General features: G+C 50.6%; 12 protein-coding genes. 7 read left to right on the plus strand and 5 right to left on the minus strand.

From position 1 onward, the window contains the following. The coding region (locus tag ACOJS8_RS27380; protein WP_420151741.1) for an SDR family NAD(P)-dependent oxidoreductase at window positions 1–606 on the minus strand (606 nt) is incomplete at its 3' end. Window positions 607–990: 384 nt separating this feature from the next. Between ACOJS8_RS27380 and ACOJS8_RS27385 the strand changes: the two genes are divergently transcribed. Then, window positions 991–1,197 carry a hypothetical protein gene (locus ACOJS8_RS27385; RefSeq protein WP_420151742.1) on the plus strand — a complete coding sequence of 69 codons (207 nt, stop codon included), beginning with the start codon at window positions 991–993 and terminating at the stop codon, window positions 1,195–1,197. A 6-nt stretch (window positions 1,198–1,203) separates the two neighbouring features. Next, on the plus strand, window positions 1,204–2,133 hold the full coding sequence (locus ACOJS8_RS27390) for a PepSY-like domain-containing protein (protein ID WP_420151743.1): 930 nt from the start codon (window positions 1,204–1,206) through the stop codon (window positions 2,131–2,133). Between the two features lie 56 nt (window positions 2,134–2,189). Here the strand turns inward: ACOJS8_RS27390 and ACOJS8_RS27395 are convergent, their stop codons facing one another. From ACOJS8_RS27395 to ACOJS8_RS27410, 4 genes are all read right to left on the minus strand, one after another. Next, a complete protein-coding gene (locus ACOJS8_RS27395) occupies window positions 2,190–3,521 on the minus strand; it encodes a HAMP domain-containing sensor histidine kinase (RefSeq protein ID WP_420151744.1) in 1,332 nt (443 codons plus the stop codon). Window positions 3,522–3,542: 21 nt separating this feature from the next. Continuing rightward, window positions 3,543–4,226: a response regulator transcription factor gene (locus ACOJS8_RS27400; RefSeq protein WP_420151745.1), complete on the minus strand. Its 684-nt coding sequence runs from the start codon at window positions 4,224–4,226 to the stop codon at window positions 3,543–3,545. Next, on the minus strand, window positions 4,226–4,906 hold the full coding sequence (locus ACOJS8_RS27405) for a hypothetical protein (RefSeq protein ID WP_420151746.1): 681 nt from the start codon (window positions 4,904–4,906) through the stop codon (window positions 4,226–4,228). The genes ACOJS8_RS27400 and ACOJS8_RS27405 overlap by 1 nt, the downstream gene beginning before the upstream one ends. Before the next feature lie 90 nt (window positions 4,907–4,996). Continuing rightward, window positions 4,997–6,727, minus strand: a complete 1,731-nt coding sequence (locus ACOJS8_RS27410) for a gliding motility-associated C-terminal domain-containing protein (protein WP_420151747.1) — start codon at window positions 6,725–6,727, stop codon at window positions 4,997–4,999. Window positions 6,728–6,996: 269 nt separating this feature from the next. On the opposite strand from ACOJS8_RS27410, the gene ACOJS8_RS27415 reads away from it, so the two are divergent. The 5 genes from ACOJS8_RS27415 (at window position 6,997) to ACOJS8_RS27435 (ending at window position 17,091) form a co-directional block, all read left to right on the plus strand. Continuing rightward, window positions 6,997–7,587, plus strand: a complete 591-nt coding sequence (locus ACOJS8_RS27415) for an RNA polymerase sigma factor (RefSeq protein WP_420151748.1) — start codon at window positions 6,997–6,999, stop codon at window positions 7,585–7,587. A 58-nt stretch (window positions 7,588–7,645) separates the two neighbouring features. Next, window positions 7,646–8,719 carry a FecR family protein gene (locus ACOJS8_RS27420; protein ID WP_420151749.1) on the plus strand — a complete coding sequence of 358 codons (1,074 nt, stop codon included), beginning with the start codon at window positions 7,646–7,648 and terminating at the stop codon, window positions 8,717–8,719. A 235-nt stretch (window positions 8,720–8,954) separates the two neighbouring features. Then, window positions 8,955–12,419 (plus strand): TonB-dependent receptor, encoded by a 3,465-nt coding sequence (locus ACOJS8_RS27425; protein ID WP_420151750.1) that lies wholly within the window; start codon window positions 8,955–8,957, stop codon window positions 12,417–12,419. Window positions 12,420–12,433: 14 nt separating this feature from the next. After that, window positions 12,434–14,251, plus strand: coding sequence for a RagB/SusD family nutrient uptake outer membrane protein (locus ACOJS8_RS27430; RefSeq protein WP_420151751.1), 1,818 nt, complete (start codon window positions 12,434–12,436; stop codon window positions 14,249–14,251). 368 nt (window positions 14,252–14,619) lie between these two features. After that, window positions 14,620–17,091, plus strand: coding sequence for a glycosyl hydrolase family 95 catalytic domain-containing protein (locus ACOJS8_RS27435; RefSeq protein ID WP_420151752.1), 2,472 nt, complete (start codon window positions 14,620–14,622; stop codon window positions 17,089–17,091). Window positions 17,092–17,114 lie beyond the last annotated feature (23 nt).

Here is a 17,114-nt window from a genome sequence, read left to right on the forward strand (position 1 = left end):
CTGAGCGAACTTCAGGGATTCCTGACTTCCAAATTCAGTGGCGTAGGCACCTGGTTCAATAATCGTTACGTTGATGCCAAACGGTTTTACTTCTTCGGCCAGGCTCTCGTGAATAGCTTCGAATGCCCATTTTGACGAACAGTAGTAGCCAATGACGGGTAGCGTTACGTGGCCAAGATTGCTCGACGTACCGAGAATATGACCACTTCCCTGTTTTCGCAGTAGCGGTAAGGCTGCCTGAATGACGGCAACCGGACCCAGGACATTGGTTTCGTAAAGAGCACGAATATCAGCCGCACTGGCTTCTTCAATGGTGCCTACTAAGGAGTAACCAGCGTTATTAAAGACAATATCCAGTCGGCCGAAGTGGGCGTGTGCTTGCTCCAGGGCTGCTTTGGCCTGCTCGGGCTGCGTTACGTCAAGCGCCAGAGTTAGCACGTTTTCGCCATATTTTTCATTCAGGTCGGCAATACTTTCCAAATTACGGGCGGTAGCAGCCACTTTGTCGCCCCGTTTAAGGGCAGCCTCAGCCCAGACGCGCCCAAACCCCCGGGAAGTGCCCGTAATGAACCAGACTTTGCCTGTATTCTCATGTTGATGTATCATGCTTCTAACGAATAATTAATGATACGTCAAAGGTCAGGCCATCTTATTTGAGACCTGTAGGCTAACTGAGGGAGTTTGTAGCCAAAATGAGAAAAGCTGCAGCACGTTAAATGTAAAGCCGTTATCGGACAACAGCGAATTTGTCTGTACGGCTGTTGCGCTACGTATCGCCAAAGCAGAAACACCAACAGGAACGAATAATACACCATGCGCTGAGGGACGAATGCGTTCACGTCGATCTACATTTTCTATGGGCGCTCCATTCTGAGAACCGATACGACATAAATGGTACAAAGGGCAAGAGCCTGGGACCTGAATTAATTCTATCTTAAGGAAATCTTCATGTGGTGAGGGCACATTTGGCTAAACAAATCAACGAAGCCAATGAAAAGATCCCTTTTATCCGTTGCCGTTCTGATCATGCTGCTCAACGCGAGTTGCAATAAAACGGCGATGGTTCCCGATCAAACCCAGGCGACTGAAACCAGTGTACTTTTTAGTGCCCGTGTGTCAGCCGATTTGGTCGCCTTACCAACGTCAACGCTGCCAACGGCGGTAAACAGCTATCTGGATCAGAACGTATCAGGCTAGACACTGGTGCGTTTGGAGAAAATGATTCAGCCTGGTACGACGAGCTACTGGGGAACGAAAGTAACCGTACTGCAAAATGGTGTTCCCGTCGATTATTTCTTCGACACGAACGGCTCACCAGCGACCAGACCGGCCGGTCCGCGTGGAGAAGTCGTTACACGCCTGACGGCCGGGCAACTGCCCGCTTCGGTAAGCGGCTACCTCAATCAGACCTATACCGGATACCAACTCGTTGTGGCTGAATCAATGCAAATCAGCGGGGCCGTGCAAGAATACCGAGTGCAGATACTGGCTAACAACCAGCGGGTCGATGTTCATTTTGACAGTACGGGTACATTCCGCGACGCACACACAGCCCCCGGCAATCTGAGCACAACGCACTCAGTGAGCTACGTTTCGCGGGATAATCTTCCGGATGCCGTCAAAACAGCGCTAAGCAGCACCTATTCGGGCTATACTTACGGATGGGCTGAGCAACATGTACACGACGGAACCACTACGTATGATGTGAAGCTGTTCAATAACAATCAGCCCATCGTGCTGCATTTCGACGCGTCAGGTACGCAGGTTGCACCAGCGGGTCCGGCTGGTCCATCTGGTCCGGGTTCAACAACTATGGTAGGTGGTCCAGGCCCTAAACCGGGTGGCCCGACTCCGCCTGTATCGGGTACAGCAACACCACCGGCTTCAGGTACAGCGACGCCACCAGCTCCAGCTAACCATCAGCTAATCCTGGATCAGGGCCAGTTGCCATCAGCCATTACGTCCTATTTGCAGGTCAATTTCAGCGGGTATAAATTCCTGGCGGCAGACATACACACGCCCCCGACGGGAACTACCGGCGAATACAACGTTGATCTGGCTGTGGGACAGCAGTTATACAAACTTCGGTTCTCGGCATCTGGGGAGTTACTAAGGGCCGAAGCAAGAGGATAATTACTTGATGAGACGTTAATAATGAGGCTGACGCAAGTTCCAGACTTGAACTTGCGTCAGCCGTTTTTGAAGTGAACCTCGGCCCGGAACGTATCATTCGTTGCGGATACGGTCAGAGAGCCGCCCATCAATCGAACAATCTGATGGCTAATCCAGAGGCCCAGACCGTAGCCGTCGTGGCGGGCATCGGCCTGGTAGAACTCACGGGTTAGTCGGTCGGGGTCGGGAATGGGAACACTGGTCAGGTTAGTCAGTGACCAGACAATCAGACCCTTTTGTGCTGTGATGCTTAGGTCCAATTGGGTGTGTGGGCGGGCATATTTGACAGCGTTGTCAAGCAGGTTTAGCAGTACGTTTGTCAGCTTGTCCTGATCGGCGCGTACAGTGAGCGAAGGTGCCGTATCGTCTAACTGCACTGACAGATAAAGTTGCCTTTGATTGATTGACGAATGATAGCGTTCTGTAAGCTGCAAAGTCAGATCATCCAGTTCGATGAATTCCGGGCGGAGTTGCAGAGTGCCCGCCCGAAGTTGACTCATCGCCAGCAGATCATCGACCAGGCGACTCAGCCGACGTAGCTCAGCCAGCTGGCTAGCCAGAAAATTCCGTTCACGGTCGTTGATGGCTGCTCGCTGGGCCACTTCGATTTCGGTACGCAGGATGCTGAGCGGGGTACGCAGTTCGTGTGAAGCGGCTGCAAAAAAGTTGTGCTGTGTATCGACAGCCTGACGGATGCGCGCCAGCATGTCGTTAATCGTCTCGGCTAATTCTTTCAGTTCATCGTTTGAGTTGGGCGTTGGGATAGGGGTTACCTCTTCGGCGAGGTTGACGGAGCGGGCCGAGGTAATGATGGCTTTCAACGGTCTCAGCAGCCAGCCACTTAGTATCCAGGCTCCCAGGCCAGACAGCACCATACTCAGAAGAAGGGTAATGGTCAGTAACCAGCCAATCCGTTGTAGCTGACGAGCCAGCGGCCGATTGCTACGTCCTACGATGGTCGTCAGTTTTCCGTAGCCGCCTTCTGCGTTTCGAACGTAACGGGCCAGTTGGAACGTATCGGTCTGCATGACCGTCCTGTTGTCCATATCGCCGGGATTCACCGGGAAATTTGGGGACTGATACAGCCGTTTGGAAAAACGATCCGTCGTATACCAAAGTGCCAGCATTTCACCCCGGTCCGGCAAAGGAATCACCAGCGGATAGAGAGAGGTTCGTTCGGAGAGCCGGATAGCCCGGTCGGTCATAACCCGGTTTTCCTGCTGAATTAATACCTTTTTTACTTCATGGAACACGTAGGTAGCCGCTCCTGCAAAGCCCAGAAAGAACGTAATGCCAAATACCAGACAGATCTTTACCCGAATGCTACGTACTGGTCGAAACACTACCATAGGTGCTGAAGCTAGGACGGTTTAATTGACCTCAAGCGTTCCCTTGAGCCGATAGCCAACGCCAACAACCGTTTCGAGCAGGGGCGCCGTAAAGCCCCGATCAATCTTTTTCCGGAGCTGATGCACGTGCACTTCTACTACGTTGCTGCCCCGGTCGAAATCCGACTCCCACACTTTTTCGGTTAACTGGGCTTTTGAAAGTACCCGTCCGGCCTGGCGCATGAGTTGCTCCAGCAGTTGATACTCACGGGGTGTCAGCGTAATGGGTTGGCCCGCCCGGCTGACCTGACGACTGGCTAAATCCATGGTTAGATCGCCCACCCGCCATACGGCCAGTCGGCTTCCGGCGTGGTTCCGCTGCACCGTACGAATCCGGGCTAATAGCTCATCCAGTTCGAAGGGCTTACGGAGGTAATCGACAGCCCCCAAATCCAGCCCCTCGACGACGTGTCGGGACTGATTGAGCGCACTCAGAATCATAACCGGCACGTCGATGCCAAACGCCCGCAGCGTACGTAGTACATCGAAACCCGTTGTTCCCGGCAGCATCAAATCAAGCAGAATCAACTCGTAGCCGCCCACTGCGGCCTGTTCGAGCCCGGCGGCTGCCGACAGCGCAGTGTCGACCGTATAACCGGCCTGTCGAAGGCCTTTTTGCAGGTGTAAAACGAGCTTTTCTTCGTCGTCAATCAACAAAATTTTCATTAGAGTGCAAACGTTTGACCTCGGATGGTTAACGATGTAGGATGCAATACGGGGCGGCCAGTTTGATTGACGAAACCGTTTACAGTACGTTCAAATCCGGTAAACCCCAGTCGATTAATCCCCACCAGCAGCGCGCTGATCTGCTCAGTCTGATGAGGTTTCAATTCAATCAAATATTTGTCGGTAAGCAGGGCGGTTAAGCGTCCCTGTTCATCGAATAGCTTTTTCATCAGCGGCCCTTCAGATTGCACCAACTGCCCCGATTGGGGCGGAGGGGGCGGAAAATCGGCCAGTTGAAACACCACGCCTGTTTTCTCGTTACGAAGCCGAATCAACCGGTAGCTTACCGCTATTATTTTATGTTTCTCTTCCTCCTGTATATTGGGTAGTGGTCGGCCCGGCCTGGGTGCCAAATCGGCGGTTACTCGCTGCCCGGTTGTGGCTGTCTGTCGAATGCGGGCGGCTGTATGCGGTGGGAAAGATAAGTGAATCTCCCCCGTTGCTGTTCGTAAGCGCAGCCCATCATAATCGCCTATTCGGTTTGCCAGATAGCCAAGCACCTGACCCGAAACGGACGCGGGTGTCTGGGCTACTGCTCGTATCAAGCTCACCAGCAGGAGAGAGAAAATAAAAACAGAACGTAGCGATTGATTCATAGGCAACAATTGGTGGGTACGCATTCATAAGGATTACCTTTTTCTTCAGAATATGTTTTGATTAACGGGTCGTTGGGAACGAATGAATGGCTGGTTATCAGTCGAATAATCAACTTAGCGTACCAGCTGGACGACGCCCTGATAGTTCGTTAAATCGCCGTTCGTTAATTCGGCCTGAATCGCATAGGGATAGACGCCTGCAAGCACCTGTTGCCCCTGATACTGTCCGTCCCAGCAGCGGGTTTGGTCCGATAGGGCGACATTCTCCTGGTGATAGATTACTTCGCCCCAGCGGTTATAAATTGTCATTTTCCGAATCTGTCTGACGCAAGAATTGCCCTTAATTACCCAGAAGTCGTTCATCTGATCGGCATTGGGCGAGAAAGCGGTGGGCAGATAAAGACCGCACGGAATTACTGTCACCGTAACGGCTTTTTCCTGCCGACAAACCCTGCTTTCGTCCGACACCTGTACAACGTATTGCGTTTTGGTCGAGGGTTTTGCCCAGGTTTGTGCGCAGGTCGGGCAATTCAATCGCTCGGCAGGGTTCCACTGATAGTTGTAGGTGCCCGATGGCGTTGCTACTACGTCCAGCAGCGTACTATCGCCCTGCGTAATCGTCACGTCGGGGCTTACCTGTGTAGCCAGTTGATTAACAGTCAGCTTAGTTGTGACCACACTGTCGCAACCCAACGACCCGGCAAAGTGATTGACATAAGTACCCGCCCGGCGATACGTTGAGTCGCCAATGGTCAGGCTGCCGCCCTCACAAATCGTCACTTGCTGGGTGGAGCGACCAATTGGTTTGACGGTCAGGGTTAATTTGATGGTACTGTCGCACAGGGCGTTTCGAATAATAGTCCGTGTAAACTGACCGCTGCTACGGTACGTCGTATCGCCCACCGCGAACCCGTCGCCTTCGCAGATACTCTTTACCAGTGTGGTTTCAACGGGTTGAAAGCTAATTTGATGGTCGAGCTGAAACTCACAACTCGCGTTCAGGCTTGAGAAGGGTGTTATTTTGACCCAATATTTCTGTCCGACGGTCGCTTTTACGCGAACCGAGCGGGTGGTCTGGCCTGTGTTCCAGATGTATTTCTCAAAGCCGTCGGGCGCGTTCAGGACCATATACCCTTCAGCGTCGGGGCACGCCGATGCTGGTTTGATTTCCGATTTAAGACACTGCGCATCGAAATAGGCGTAGCCAAAGTGTCCGTTGTGTGTACAACCGTGAGCCGTCACTTCCACCGTAATACGTTTTCCTACGTAATTGCGCAGGTCGATGGCCCCGACGGTCCAGTTGCGGTACTGAATATCGCCCTGCGTTTTAAACCCGTCGACCGTACCGACGGCCGAAACCTGCACATCGTAAAAGCTACAGGGCAGTTCCTGGCCTTCGTTATCGATAATTCGGATGGTGAAGCCCGGTTTTTCATAAGCTTCGTGATTGGCATTTTGCAATATAACAGCCAGTTTATACTGAAACAGGGTATTGTCGGCCGTAACAATGAACGACCCTTTAATGCGGTCGAACCGGCTTCCCCGGGTTACGTTGCCAACGCGAATGGAATGCGTACTGCCGGGCGCGACCATTGGAATGGCTTCGGCAGTTATTTTTGGGTCGTTGCCGTCGTTCTGGCTTGTGATTCGGTGGCCATTTTCAAGGGTTCCGGCGGTCTCGCTTTGAAAGACGACCAGTTTCCCCTGATTCGCTACCTGTCCATTAGTCAGCGTCCAGCCGTCGGTTGTTCCCTGTTCGAAGCCGATGTTATTGCAATCAAGCTGGGCGAAAAGCGGTGCGTTGATTGCGGATAAAAAAAAGACAAGGTAGAGTATTCGTTTCACGCCAAACTATTTAGCAATCCCTGTTTGATGAAGCCAAATACGTTTGGTGATCTGAGGACGGGCTTAGGATAGGATTAATTTTTCTTAAGGCGTACAGAGTAGCTATATTGTTCTGTTAAGTCACGCTTTACGGGCGAGTCAAGTGGAGAGGATGCAGGGAGTGGACAAACGATTGATTTATAATCTTACTATCTATAGTTATAATTGTACAATTTGGCGTATATTTATAGCTTTCCTTATTTGTAGCTTAAGCAGGGAGATTGAACCTCATGAATGTAGAAGACCACGTGTTATGGCAATCGTATCGTGAGGGCGATAAGCAGGCATTGGGTCGATTGGCTGAACGCTACTATCGTACGCTCAAACACTACGGCTTTAAATTCATGGTCGATGAAGCAGTAATAGAAGACTGCATTCAGGAGTTATTCTTGCAACTCTGGCAAAACCGGCTACAAATAAAGGAAACAGAATCGGTCAGACATTATTTGTTGAAGGCGCTCAGACACCATATTCTTCAACATCTGCGAAATCAGAAACGACTGAATCAGGAAGAAATAGACTGGGACAGTTCGATTGCGGAGGAAGTGGATTCAGAAACGTTACTGATTCAACAGGAAACCCTCACGTTGCTAAGCAACACGATACAGGCTCAGCTAGCGTCCCTGCCTGCCCGCGAACGGGAAGCTTTATACCTGCGCTACTACGAAAGCTTATCCATACCGGAGATTGCCGAAGTAATGAATGTGAACCGACAATCAGTTTCTAATTTTCTCCAGAAAGCGCTGAACAAGCTTCGTAATCAGTGGCTTGTCCACGCTGTTTTGATTTTTTGCATTTTTTTGAAAAAAAATTTGCTTTAGGTAGGGTATCGTTGGGTCGGTTCTTCATACTATCAATGAAAATCGCAAAAAAGTACCAATGGCCCCTCTTTTCGAAAATTTTTCCACGGTTACGGATTTTTTAGAAAACGACGCTTTCCGGACCTGGGTCATGGAGCGACGACCAGAGGATCGGGTACACTGGCAGCATTGGCTTACGCAGCACCCCGAGAAGAGAGACCTCTATGAGCAGGCTGTTGCCACATTTCTCGTGCTTCAGGGAAAACAGCTTTCGATTTCCGACCAACAGGTAAAAACCAAAACAGACGAAATACTAAATCAGCTTCCTGAGGCTTCAACAGTTGTAAAGCCACTGTTCAACTGGCAGTGGGGGCGATGGGCGGCTGCAGCCGCAGTAGTTGGTCTGACTATCTATTGGCAACTAGACAAACCCTTTGTCAGGCCGTTAGCAGCGTCGAGCAATCAACAGGCACAACCCCTAAAGAATATTGGCTGGAAACTAGTTAAGAACGAGACTGCACAGCCGCTGGTTGTACTGCTGCCGGATAACTCTTCAGTATTGCTGTCATCAGGAAGTCAGATTCGCTTCCATAAAGAAAACACACAGTCTCTTCGGGAGGTGTATTTGCAGGGAGAGGGGTTCTTTGAGGTAAGTAAAAATCCGATGAAGCCATTCATCGTTTATACTACCAATCTGACCACTAAAGTGCTGGGTACCAGTTTTCAGATACGGGCGTTTGCCAAAGAGGCCGTCGCTTTTGTTAAGGTGAAAACGGGGAAGGTTACCGTTACACCAGTCGGCTCGCCCGACAAACCAGTTTCGCTTACCTTAAATCAGCAACTTAATCTGGCAACCAAAACCGATAAAATAGTCAAGCAGGAAAGTTTTGCGTCAGAGACAAGTCAGTCGGCGATTGTCAACCAGCAATTTACGTTTGAGTATACGCCTGTCTCAGACATATTCACCCAGTTGGAATCCAGCTACCATATGCCTATTCGTTATGATCGGCATCTGCTTGGCAAATGCACGTTTACCGGTCAGCTTAACGACGCCCCGTTTCTGGAGAAAATCCGGCTTATATGTCTAACTATAGAATCAACATTTGAAGTCGTTGATAATCAGGTTGTCATACATAGCCGGGGTTGCAACTAATTATATCCTTAACCTATAAACCCGTCATTAATCTATGATCTGAAACTATCCTTTTCAACAGAAAAGCGATAGTGCTACCAACACTATCGCTCGAATATCCCCAAATGTGTCAGATACACACATTAGCGCTTTGTACAGCGGAGGGACCAGTTTTTTGTCATTTCTACCAAAAACAACAAAAACGCATAAATGTATGCAGTATCGTTTCATCAATCGCAATGTTTGGATCAGGATTATGAAAATTTCAAGCCTGCAAATTTTGCTTGCTCTTACCCTAACCCATGTAGGTTTCGCGCTTGACGGCAAAGCCCAGGAACTTCTGAATCGACGGATCACAATCTCTGCTCAAAATGAGGACGTAGAGATAACGATCCGACGCATTGAAAAGCAGACGAACGTTCATTTCCTGTTTAGTCGGGAGATTATTCAGTCGAAGCGGAAAGTCAGTTACCAGGCTAAAAATGAACAGCTTTCCCAGGTGCTAGATCACATTCTGTTTCCACTAAATTTAAGTTATGAGGTAGTTGGGCAGCAAATTCTTATCAAGAGAGAGGGCATTCCCTCAACTATGCCGCAGGAAAAAACCTCCGGCGGGGTCAACCTGGAGCAAGCACAGGATATTCAGATCACGGGCCGGGTTACAGCGGAAAACGGTGAAGGATTGCCGGGTGTGAACATCCAGATCAAGTCGACCCAGCGCGGCACAACAACCGACGGAAACGGTACGTATCGGATCAGTGTGCCGGATCGGAATGCGGTGCTTGTGTTTTCTTTCATTGGCTATCTCTCTCAGGAAGTGACTGTGGGTTCGCAGTCGACGGTCAACGTTACGTTGGCAACCGATGACAAAACCCTGAACGAAGTTGTCGTCGTTGGCTATGGCGTGCAACGCAAACGCGATGTTACGGGCTCGGTCGTATCGGTAAATGAAACAACCCTTAGGGAAGTTCCCGCCCCGAACCTCGTCAACCAGTTGAAAGGCCGTGCTGCGGGGGTAACCATCGTCAGCAACGGATCGACGCCCGGTTCGCAGGGGCAGATCCGGATTCGGGGCAACCGTACCCTGACGAGCGGACAGGGCTCGAACAGTGACGGGCTGGACGGTCCACTGGTAGTCGTTGACGGAATACCCTATGGTGGACTGAATGACATTAACCCGGATGATATTGCCAGCCTCGAAATTCTGAAAGATGCCTCGGCTACGGCCATCTACGGCTCCAGAGGGTCAGGTGGGGTTATTCTGATCACGACTAAACGGGGTAAAGTTGGCAAGCCTGTATTCAGCTACGACGGTTACCACGGTGTAACTAATGTTATGGGCAAATTCAACGTAATGAATGGACAGGAATATGCCCAGTTTAAGGACGATGCGACCAAGTATAACCGCACCAGCCCCGGTACGACTGCTTATCCGCTTACCCAGAAAGAAAAGGATGCACTGGCCGCCGGTATTTCAACCGACTGGCAGGATTTACTATACAAACAAGGCTTCAACACCAATCATCAGCTGGGTATGGCTGGCGGTACCGAAACAACGCAGTACTCGATGGGGCTGGGTTATTTCAACGAGACGGGGATTATTCCCAGTCAAAAGTTTGAACGCTACACCATCCGGGCGACGATTGACCAGCGTCTTGGCAAACGGATCAAGTTTGGGCTGAATACATTGAATACGCTTACTTATACAAATACGCCCGGTGGTGGTGGTGTTCCGGGTGGACTGGTGCGGTTAACCCCGTTGGCTTCGCCTTACAATGCGGATGGTACGGTAAATCTGTTTCCGGCAGAAGGCTCCATTGATGCCGCTACAATCAGCCCATTAACGATCATCACCAAAAAAGATGCGTACCTGGGCCGTACCCGTTCGCTACGTACCTTCAATAGCCTATACGCGGAGGTGAATATTCTGCCTGGGCTGCGGTACCGGATGAATGCCGGGTTGAATTACAGCCAGTCAAATCTCAATAATTATGGTGGGCCACTGACCTATTTTAACAATGCCACGGTGCAGTCGTCGTCTACGGCCGAGATCAGCAATACCGAGTACTGGGATATTAACCTCCAGCACTTGCTGTACTACGATAAGACAATTGGCAAGCATAAATTCGGGGTTACCGGACTGTACGAAATCACCAAGAACCACTCACTGGGCAGCCGATTTACGATAACAGGAGTTCCGGCTGATTATATCAAGACATCTAATTTCTCGCTGGCTTCCGGAACGCCAGTTGCTCCTTCGGACTTTGGTAACTCATTCTCGGAACTCGGTCTGCTCTCGTATATGGGTCGGGTAAACTATAGCTACAATGATCGCTACCTGTTAACCCTGACGCTCAGGCGCGATGGTTCGTCTACTTTATCGCCTGGCAACCAATATTTCAATTATCCAGCAATTGGCGCTGGCTGGAATATTATCGAAGAAGGTTTTATGAAAGGAATTCCTGCCATATCGAACCTGAAACTACGGGGTAGCTGGGGTTTATCCGGCAATAGAAACGTAGGTGCGTATGCTACGCTGGGTGCGTTGTCGGCAGGCTATTACAACTTCGGTACAGGAACTGCCGGACAGCAACTGGCCTATACCGTTACGAGTCTGCCCGCTACAAGTTTGGGCTGGCAATCGACGTCACAAGTGGATCTGGGTATCGACTTTGGTTTTCTGAACAACCGAATCACGGGTTCGGTCGACTGGTATCATCAGCAAACGAAAGATATTCTCTTGTCGGTGCCGCTGCCAGCCAGCAATGGGGCCAGTTCGACCCTGAAAAACCTGGGAAGGACGGAAGGTAAAGGTCTGGAAACGGCGCTGACGTTCGAGATTTTCCGAAACCCGAAAGGCTTTAACTGGAGCGCCGATCTTACCTATTTCTTCAACCGGGAGAAAATTACGCAACTCACGACGCCCGCCGAACAGGCCAATCTGGGCGCAGGCTGGTTTGTTGGACAACCCCTTTCGGTCATCTACGATTACAAAAAGATTGGTATCTGGCAGACATCGGATAAAGAAAACGGTACGTTGGCTAAGCAAACCTCGCCCGTTCAGTTTCCGGGCCAGATTCGGGTGGAAGACGTGGACGGCAATGGGAAAATTGATCCGGCTGACCGTCAGATCCTTGGCAACTTCCAACCCAGCTGGGAGGGAGGCCTGACCAACCGTTTCAGCTTCAAAAACTTTGATCTGTCGATTGTCACCTTTGCCCGCATGGGTATGAAAGTGATCGTGCCGTATCTAACAGGTAACTCAACCGGTTCGGGTGGTTTTGCCTTCTTCAACCAGGCTCGGGTAAATCAGGTGAAAACCGATTACTGGACCGAGACGAATCCGACGAATGCCTACCCCGCTCCCGATGCCGGTCAGGCGGTTGCCTGGTTTGGTTCTACGTTAGGGTATTACGACGGGTCGTTCATTAAAGTTAGAAGCATTAACCTGGGCTACACCTTTACCAGCGAGCTGATCCGGAAAATTGGTATGAACTCGGCCCGGATTTATTTCAACGCCACCAATCCATTGATCCTTTATTCTCCCCTGGTGAGTCAGAATTTGGCCATCGATCCGGAGGGAAACGGCTATGCTAGTGGTCAGTCGACGCTGAACCCGCAGAATGCCAGCGAGCGCGGTACGCCCGAGCGTCAGATTTCCGTAAACCTGAATAACCCACCTGTGCGCCAATTCACTCTGGGGGTAAACCTTAAATTCTAATCATTGACAGACCAATGAAAACAATAAAAATCTGGTCAATAATTGGCCTTGCAGCGTTGCTGAACACGGGCTGCGAAAAAATACTACAGGAAAATCCGCAATCCCAGATTGTTCCTTCTTACTTCAATAGTCCGTCTGGCGTATTGGGCGGCATTGCCGGTGTTTACAACGACATCCGGGGCCAGTGGGGCACCGAAGGCTTCACGGTAGAGATGCAGGCTGGCACCGACGATTTTATCCAGGCTTCCAGTAGCGGAGGGGTTCCACCTTATACCTATAATGGGTTGAACGGGAGTAATTTCGGTGCGGCCTGGGGAGTAGCCTTTCAGGATATTAACACTATCAATGGCGTACTCAAATATGGTCAGACGATCGATCTGCCGGAAGCAACCCGGAAGCAATACCTGGCACAGGCTAAGTTTCTGCGGGCGTTCTGGTACTTTTATCTGGTACAGACCTGGGGCGACGTACCACTGAGCACCGAATTTATTACGGTTCCCTCGCAGGCAGCCTCTCGCCAACCAGCGGCTCAGGTTTACGAATTGATTATCAAGGATCTGACCGAAGCGGCTGCCGATCTGCCCAACACGCCAACGGCTCCTTTTTTGGGCAAAGCGGCCACCAAGCCCGTTGCCCAGTTTCTGCTCGCCAAGGCTTATCTGACCCGCGGCTGGCTAAACAACACAGCCTCGGATTTCACACAGGCGGCTACTATTTGTGCCGACATTATTGCCAATAAATCCTCGTACGGTTTGGATTTATGGCAGGATTTTGGTGATGCTTTTGTACCGGCCAACGACTATGGGAAAGAAACCATGTTTGTCAGCGATCACGTGCTTGATCCAAAATATGGCTATTATAAGGTGGGCGCGGCCGAAGGGGGTGGTTTTGCCAATAATCTGTCGCCTTGGTTTACAAACTGGAATTATCCCAACTTCAGTGGCATCAATTCCTACAAAAATGCGGCAGGAGCTATTGTAAACAATGGAACCTCACTGATGATCCGCGATTCGCAGTATGGACGTCCCTACAGCCGCATGCGTCCAAACAGCTATAAATGGACTACGGGTGCCAATGCAGGTAAGAGCTACTTTCTGGATCAGGCGTTCACAAACCGGAATGTCGATTCCCGGTTCCAGAACTCGTTCTATACCGTTTACATCGCCAATACGTCTGTTACCAATACCGCTAATGCGGCTAATAATAGCCGGGGAATCGGTTATACTACCGTAGTGGGCGTCGATACGGCTGTTTGGATACCCGATTTTGAAGTAGCTGGTGCACCACAATTTGTCGGGACGCGCCCTTTCAAAGGAATTGTTGTGCCGCCTAGTTTATGGGACAATAACGTTTTCCCGGCGCTGAAGAAATTCATGGACCCCAGTCGGGGCGCTAACTTCAACGATCCGTCGACCCGGCCCTGTGTGTTGTACCGCTTTGCCGATGTTTATCTGACCGGTGCCGAAGCGTACCTGAAAGCGGGCGATGCAACTAAAGCGGCCGCTTTGCTGAACGTAGTGCGGCAGCGGGCTGCTTACCGCAAAACGAACACGGCGGCTCAGAATGCAGCGGCTGTTACGGCCATGACCATCACTGCTGCCGACGTAACGGTGGACTTTATTCTGGATGAACGGAGCCGAGAATTATTTGGCGAATGGCAACGGTGGCACGATCTGGTTCGTACACGTTCGCTGGTTCGGCGGGTAAAAGCCTGGAATCCGGAGGCCGCACCGTACGTTCAGGATTTTCACATGCTACGTCCCATACCGCAAACGTCGCAGATAGACCGGGTAGTCGACGGCCCCAAGTTTCCGCAAAATCCCGGATACTAAGAGTATATGTGTTTGGTAAGTTAGCGTGTCCGGCTTTCATCCTGACGGGACGAGGAGTCTTCGAAGTGTAAAAAATGCATCTCCCCGAAGATCCCTCCTTCCGTCAGGATGACAAAAGCCAACTGCCCATAATTCACAACGTTTATCCAATACCTGATCGGCACCATCTACAGCCAAAGATTTGATTAGAAATGATAGATTATTGACGGACACTCACCAGTCAAATTAGTCTTCTGTACTTTGAAAAATATCATCTTTTTAATGAATAATACGATAGAATTTTGATCTAAGTTGCTTATACTTCTTCGAAATGTGTGTATGTGACACATATCGTCGTTTTTTCACCTAAAAAGATTCACTTTCTACGGATGCGATTATTCCTCTGTCTTCTACTGCTGACCTTATCAACGGTTGTTTTTGCACAAAACAAACCAACCTTAAAACTCTGGTACAACAGACCCTCCGGTCAGACCTGGGAAAATGCCCTGCCCATCGGAAACGGTCGGCTGGGGGCGATGGTATATGGGAACGTAGCGAAGGAAATTATTCAGTTGAATGAACAGACGGTATGGTCGGGAAGCCCGAACCGGAATGACAATCCTGATGCGCTGGCCGCTCTGCCCGAAATCCGGCAGTTGATTTTCGACGGCAAGCAGAAAGAGGCTGAGCAGCTTGCTAACAAAGCCATCATTACCAAAAAATCGCATGGGCAGATGTTTCAGCCCGTGGGTAACTTACTTCTTACTTTTGACGGGTCCGACAATGTTACCGACTATTACCGGGAACTGGATATCGAACGGGCTGTAGCCAAAACAACTTACATTGTTGGGGACGTAACGTACACGCGTGAAGTACTGGCCTCGTTTCCCGATAACGTAATTGCGATGCAACTAACCGCCAGCAAGCCGGGTAAGCTTTCCTTTTCCGCTTCTTTTTCCACCCAACACAAATCGTTCGAAATTAAAACTACACCTGCCAATGAACTCACGCTTTCCGGTACTACGTCGGACCACGAGGGGGTAAAAGGCATGGTGAAATTCAAAAGTATTGCCCGAATTAAAACGTCGGGTGGTACGCTGGCGGCCAACGATACGTCGCTCACAGTGAAAAATGCGAACGCGGCCACCATCTACGTAGCCATTGCCACCAATTTCAACAACTACAAAGACATTAGCGGAGACGAAAACGCACGAGCTACAGCGTTTCTGAATAAAGCCTATCCTAAATCCTTCGCGGCCATTCTAAATCCGCATGTTGCTGCGTATCAGAAGTTTTTCAACCGGGTTAAGCTTGATTTAGGCGTCACAGATGCCGCCAAACTGCCCACTGATGAACGGCTGAATAATTTTCGCTCGGTCAATGACCCCCAACTCGTTACGCTATATTATCAATACGGACGGTATCTGCTGATATCATCCTCTCAACCGGCCCGCGATGGTGTATTAGGCCAGCCAGCCAATTTGCAGGGAATCTGGAATAACAAAATGCGTCCGCCCTGGGACAGTAAATACACCATCAACATCAATGCCCAGATGAACTACTGGCCCGCCGAAAAGACCAACCTGGCTGAACTGCATGAACCGTTTTTACGGATGGTCCGGGAACTGTCGGAAACGGGTCAGGAAACGGCTAAGGTGATGTACGGCGCCAGTGGCTGGATGGCGCATCATAACACCGATATCTGGCGAACGAACGGGGCTGTCGATGGGGCTTTCTGGGGCATGTGGACGGCGGGTGGTGGCTGGACCAGCCAGCATTTGTGGGAGCATTATCTTTACAATGGTGATCAGACGTATCTGGCAGCGATTTATCCGGTGTTGAAAGGGGCCGCTCAGTTCTACGCCGATTTTCTGGTCGAACATCCCAAGTACCACTGGCTGGTGGTCAATCCCGGAACATCGCCCGAAAACGCACCGAAAGCGCACGGTGGTTCCTCGCTGGATGCCGGAACAACAATGGATAACCAGATTGTATTCGACGTATTTAGTACGGCCATCCGTGCCGCCGAGCTTCTGAGAAAAGACCCGGATTTCGTGGCGATGCTGAAGCAGAAGCGGAGCAAACTCCCACCTATGCACATTGGTCAATACGGTCAGTTGCAGGAATGGCTCGATGATGTGGATGACCCTGAGGACAAACATCGGCACGTGTCGCATTTGTACGGGTTGTTCCCATCCAGTCAAATTTCGGCTTACCGCACGCCAGATTTATTCAGTGCCGCCAAAACGACGTTAATGCATCGGGGCGACGTATCGACGGGCTGGAGCATGGGCTGGAAAGTAAACTGGTGGGCCAAACTTCAGGATGGCAACCACGCTTATACACTGATTCAGAATCAACTAACGCCACTGGGTGTCGTGAAAGGCGGGGGTGGTACGTATAATAACCTGTTCGATGCGCACCCCCCGTTCCAGATCGATGGCAACTTCGGCTGCACGTCGGGCATCACGGAGATGCTCATGCAAAGCAGTGACGGTGGCCTTCAGTTGCTGCCCGCCCTGCCGGATGTGTGGCCAACGGGTAGCATCAGCGGCTTACGGGCACGCGGTGGGTTTGAGGTCGTGGGTATGGAATGGAAAGACGGTAAGGTCACGAAAGTAGCCGTTAAGTCGAACCTGGGTGGTAACCTGCGTCTGAGTGTTCCTAATGCCGTTAAGACTAACGGTGTTATGTTGAAACCGGCATCAGGACCGAATGCGAACCCGTTTTTTGCTGTGGATGAAACGCCGGCAGCCATTAAATCGCCTCAGAGCAACGTAACGCCTTTATCACTGAAAGAAACGCTGGTCTACGATCTGCCAACACAGAAAGGGAAGGTGTACACGATGGTGATGGAGTAGGGTATCAGGCTGGCAAAAACAAT

This window comes from Spirosoma sp., assembly GCF_048594605.1.
Lineage (GTDB): Bacteria > Bacteroidota > Bacteroidia > Cytophagales > Spirosomataceae > Spirosoma.

Bases quoted from the DNA above. Each gene is read 5' to 3' on its own strand.
- ACOJS8_RS27385 (WP_420151742.1), top strand. From the start codon at position 991: ATGAAAAGATCCCTTTTATCCGTTGCCGTTCTGATCATGCTGCTCAAC.
- ACOJS8_RS27395 (WP_420151744.1), bottom strand. From the start codon at position 3,521: ATGGTAGTGTTTCGACCAGTACGTAGCATTCGGGTAAAGATCTGTCTG.
- ACOJS8_RS27400 (WP_420151745.1), bottom strand. From the start codon at position 4,226: ATGAAAATTTTGTTGATTGACGACGAAGAAAAGCTCGTTTTACACCTG.
- ACOJS8_RS27405 (WP_420151746.1), bottom strand. From the start codon at position 4,906: ATGCGTACCCACCAATTGTTGCCTATGAATCAATCGCTACGTTCTGTT.
- ACOJS8_RS27415 (WP_420151748.1), top strand. From the start codon at position 6,997: ATGAATGTAGAAGACCACGTGTTATGGCAATCGTATCGTGAGGGCGAT.
- ACOJS8_RS27420 (WP_420151749.1), top strand. From the start codon at position 7,646: ATGGCCCCTCTTTTCGAAAATTTTTCCACGGTTACGGATTTTTTAGAA.
- ACOJS8_RS27425 (WP_420151750.1), top strand. From the start codon at position 8,955: ATGAAAATTTCAAGCCTGCAAATTTTGCTTGCTCTTACCCTAACCCAT.
- ACOJS8_RS27430 (WP_420151751.1), top strand. From the start codon at position 12,434: ATGAAAACAATAAAAATCTGGTCAATAATTGGCCTTGCAGCGTTGCTG.
- ACOJS8_RS27435 (WP_420151752.1), top strand. From the start codon at position 14,620: ATGCGATTATTCCTCTGTCTTCTACTGCTGACCTTATCAACGGTTGTT.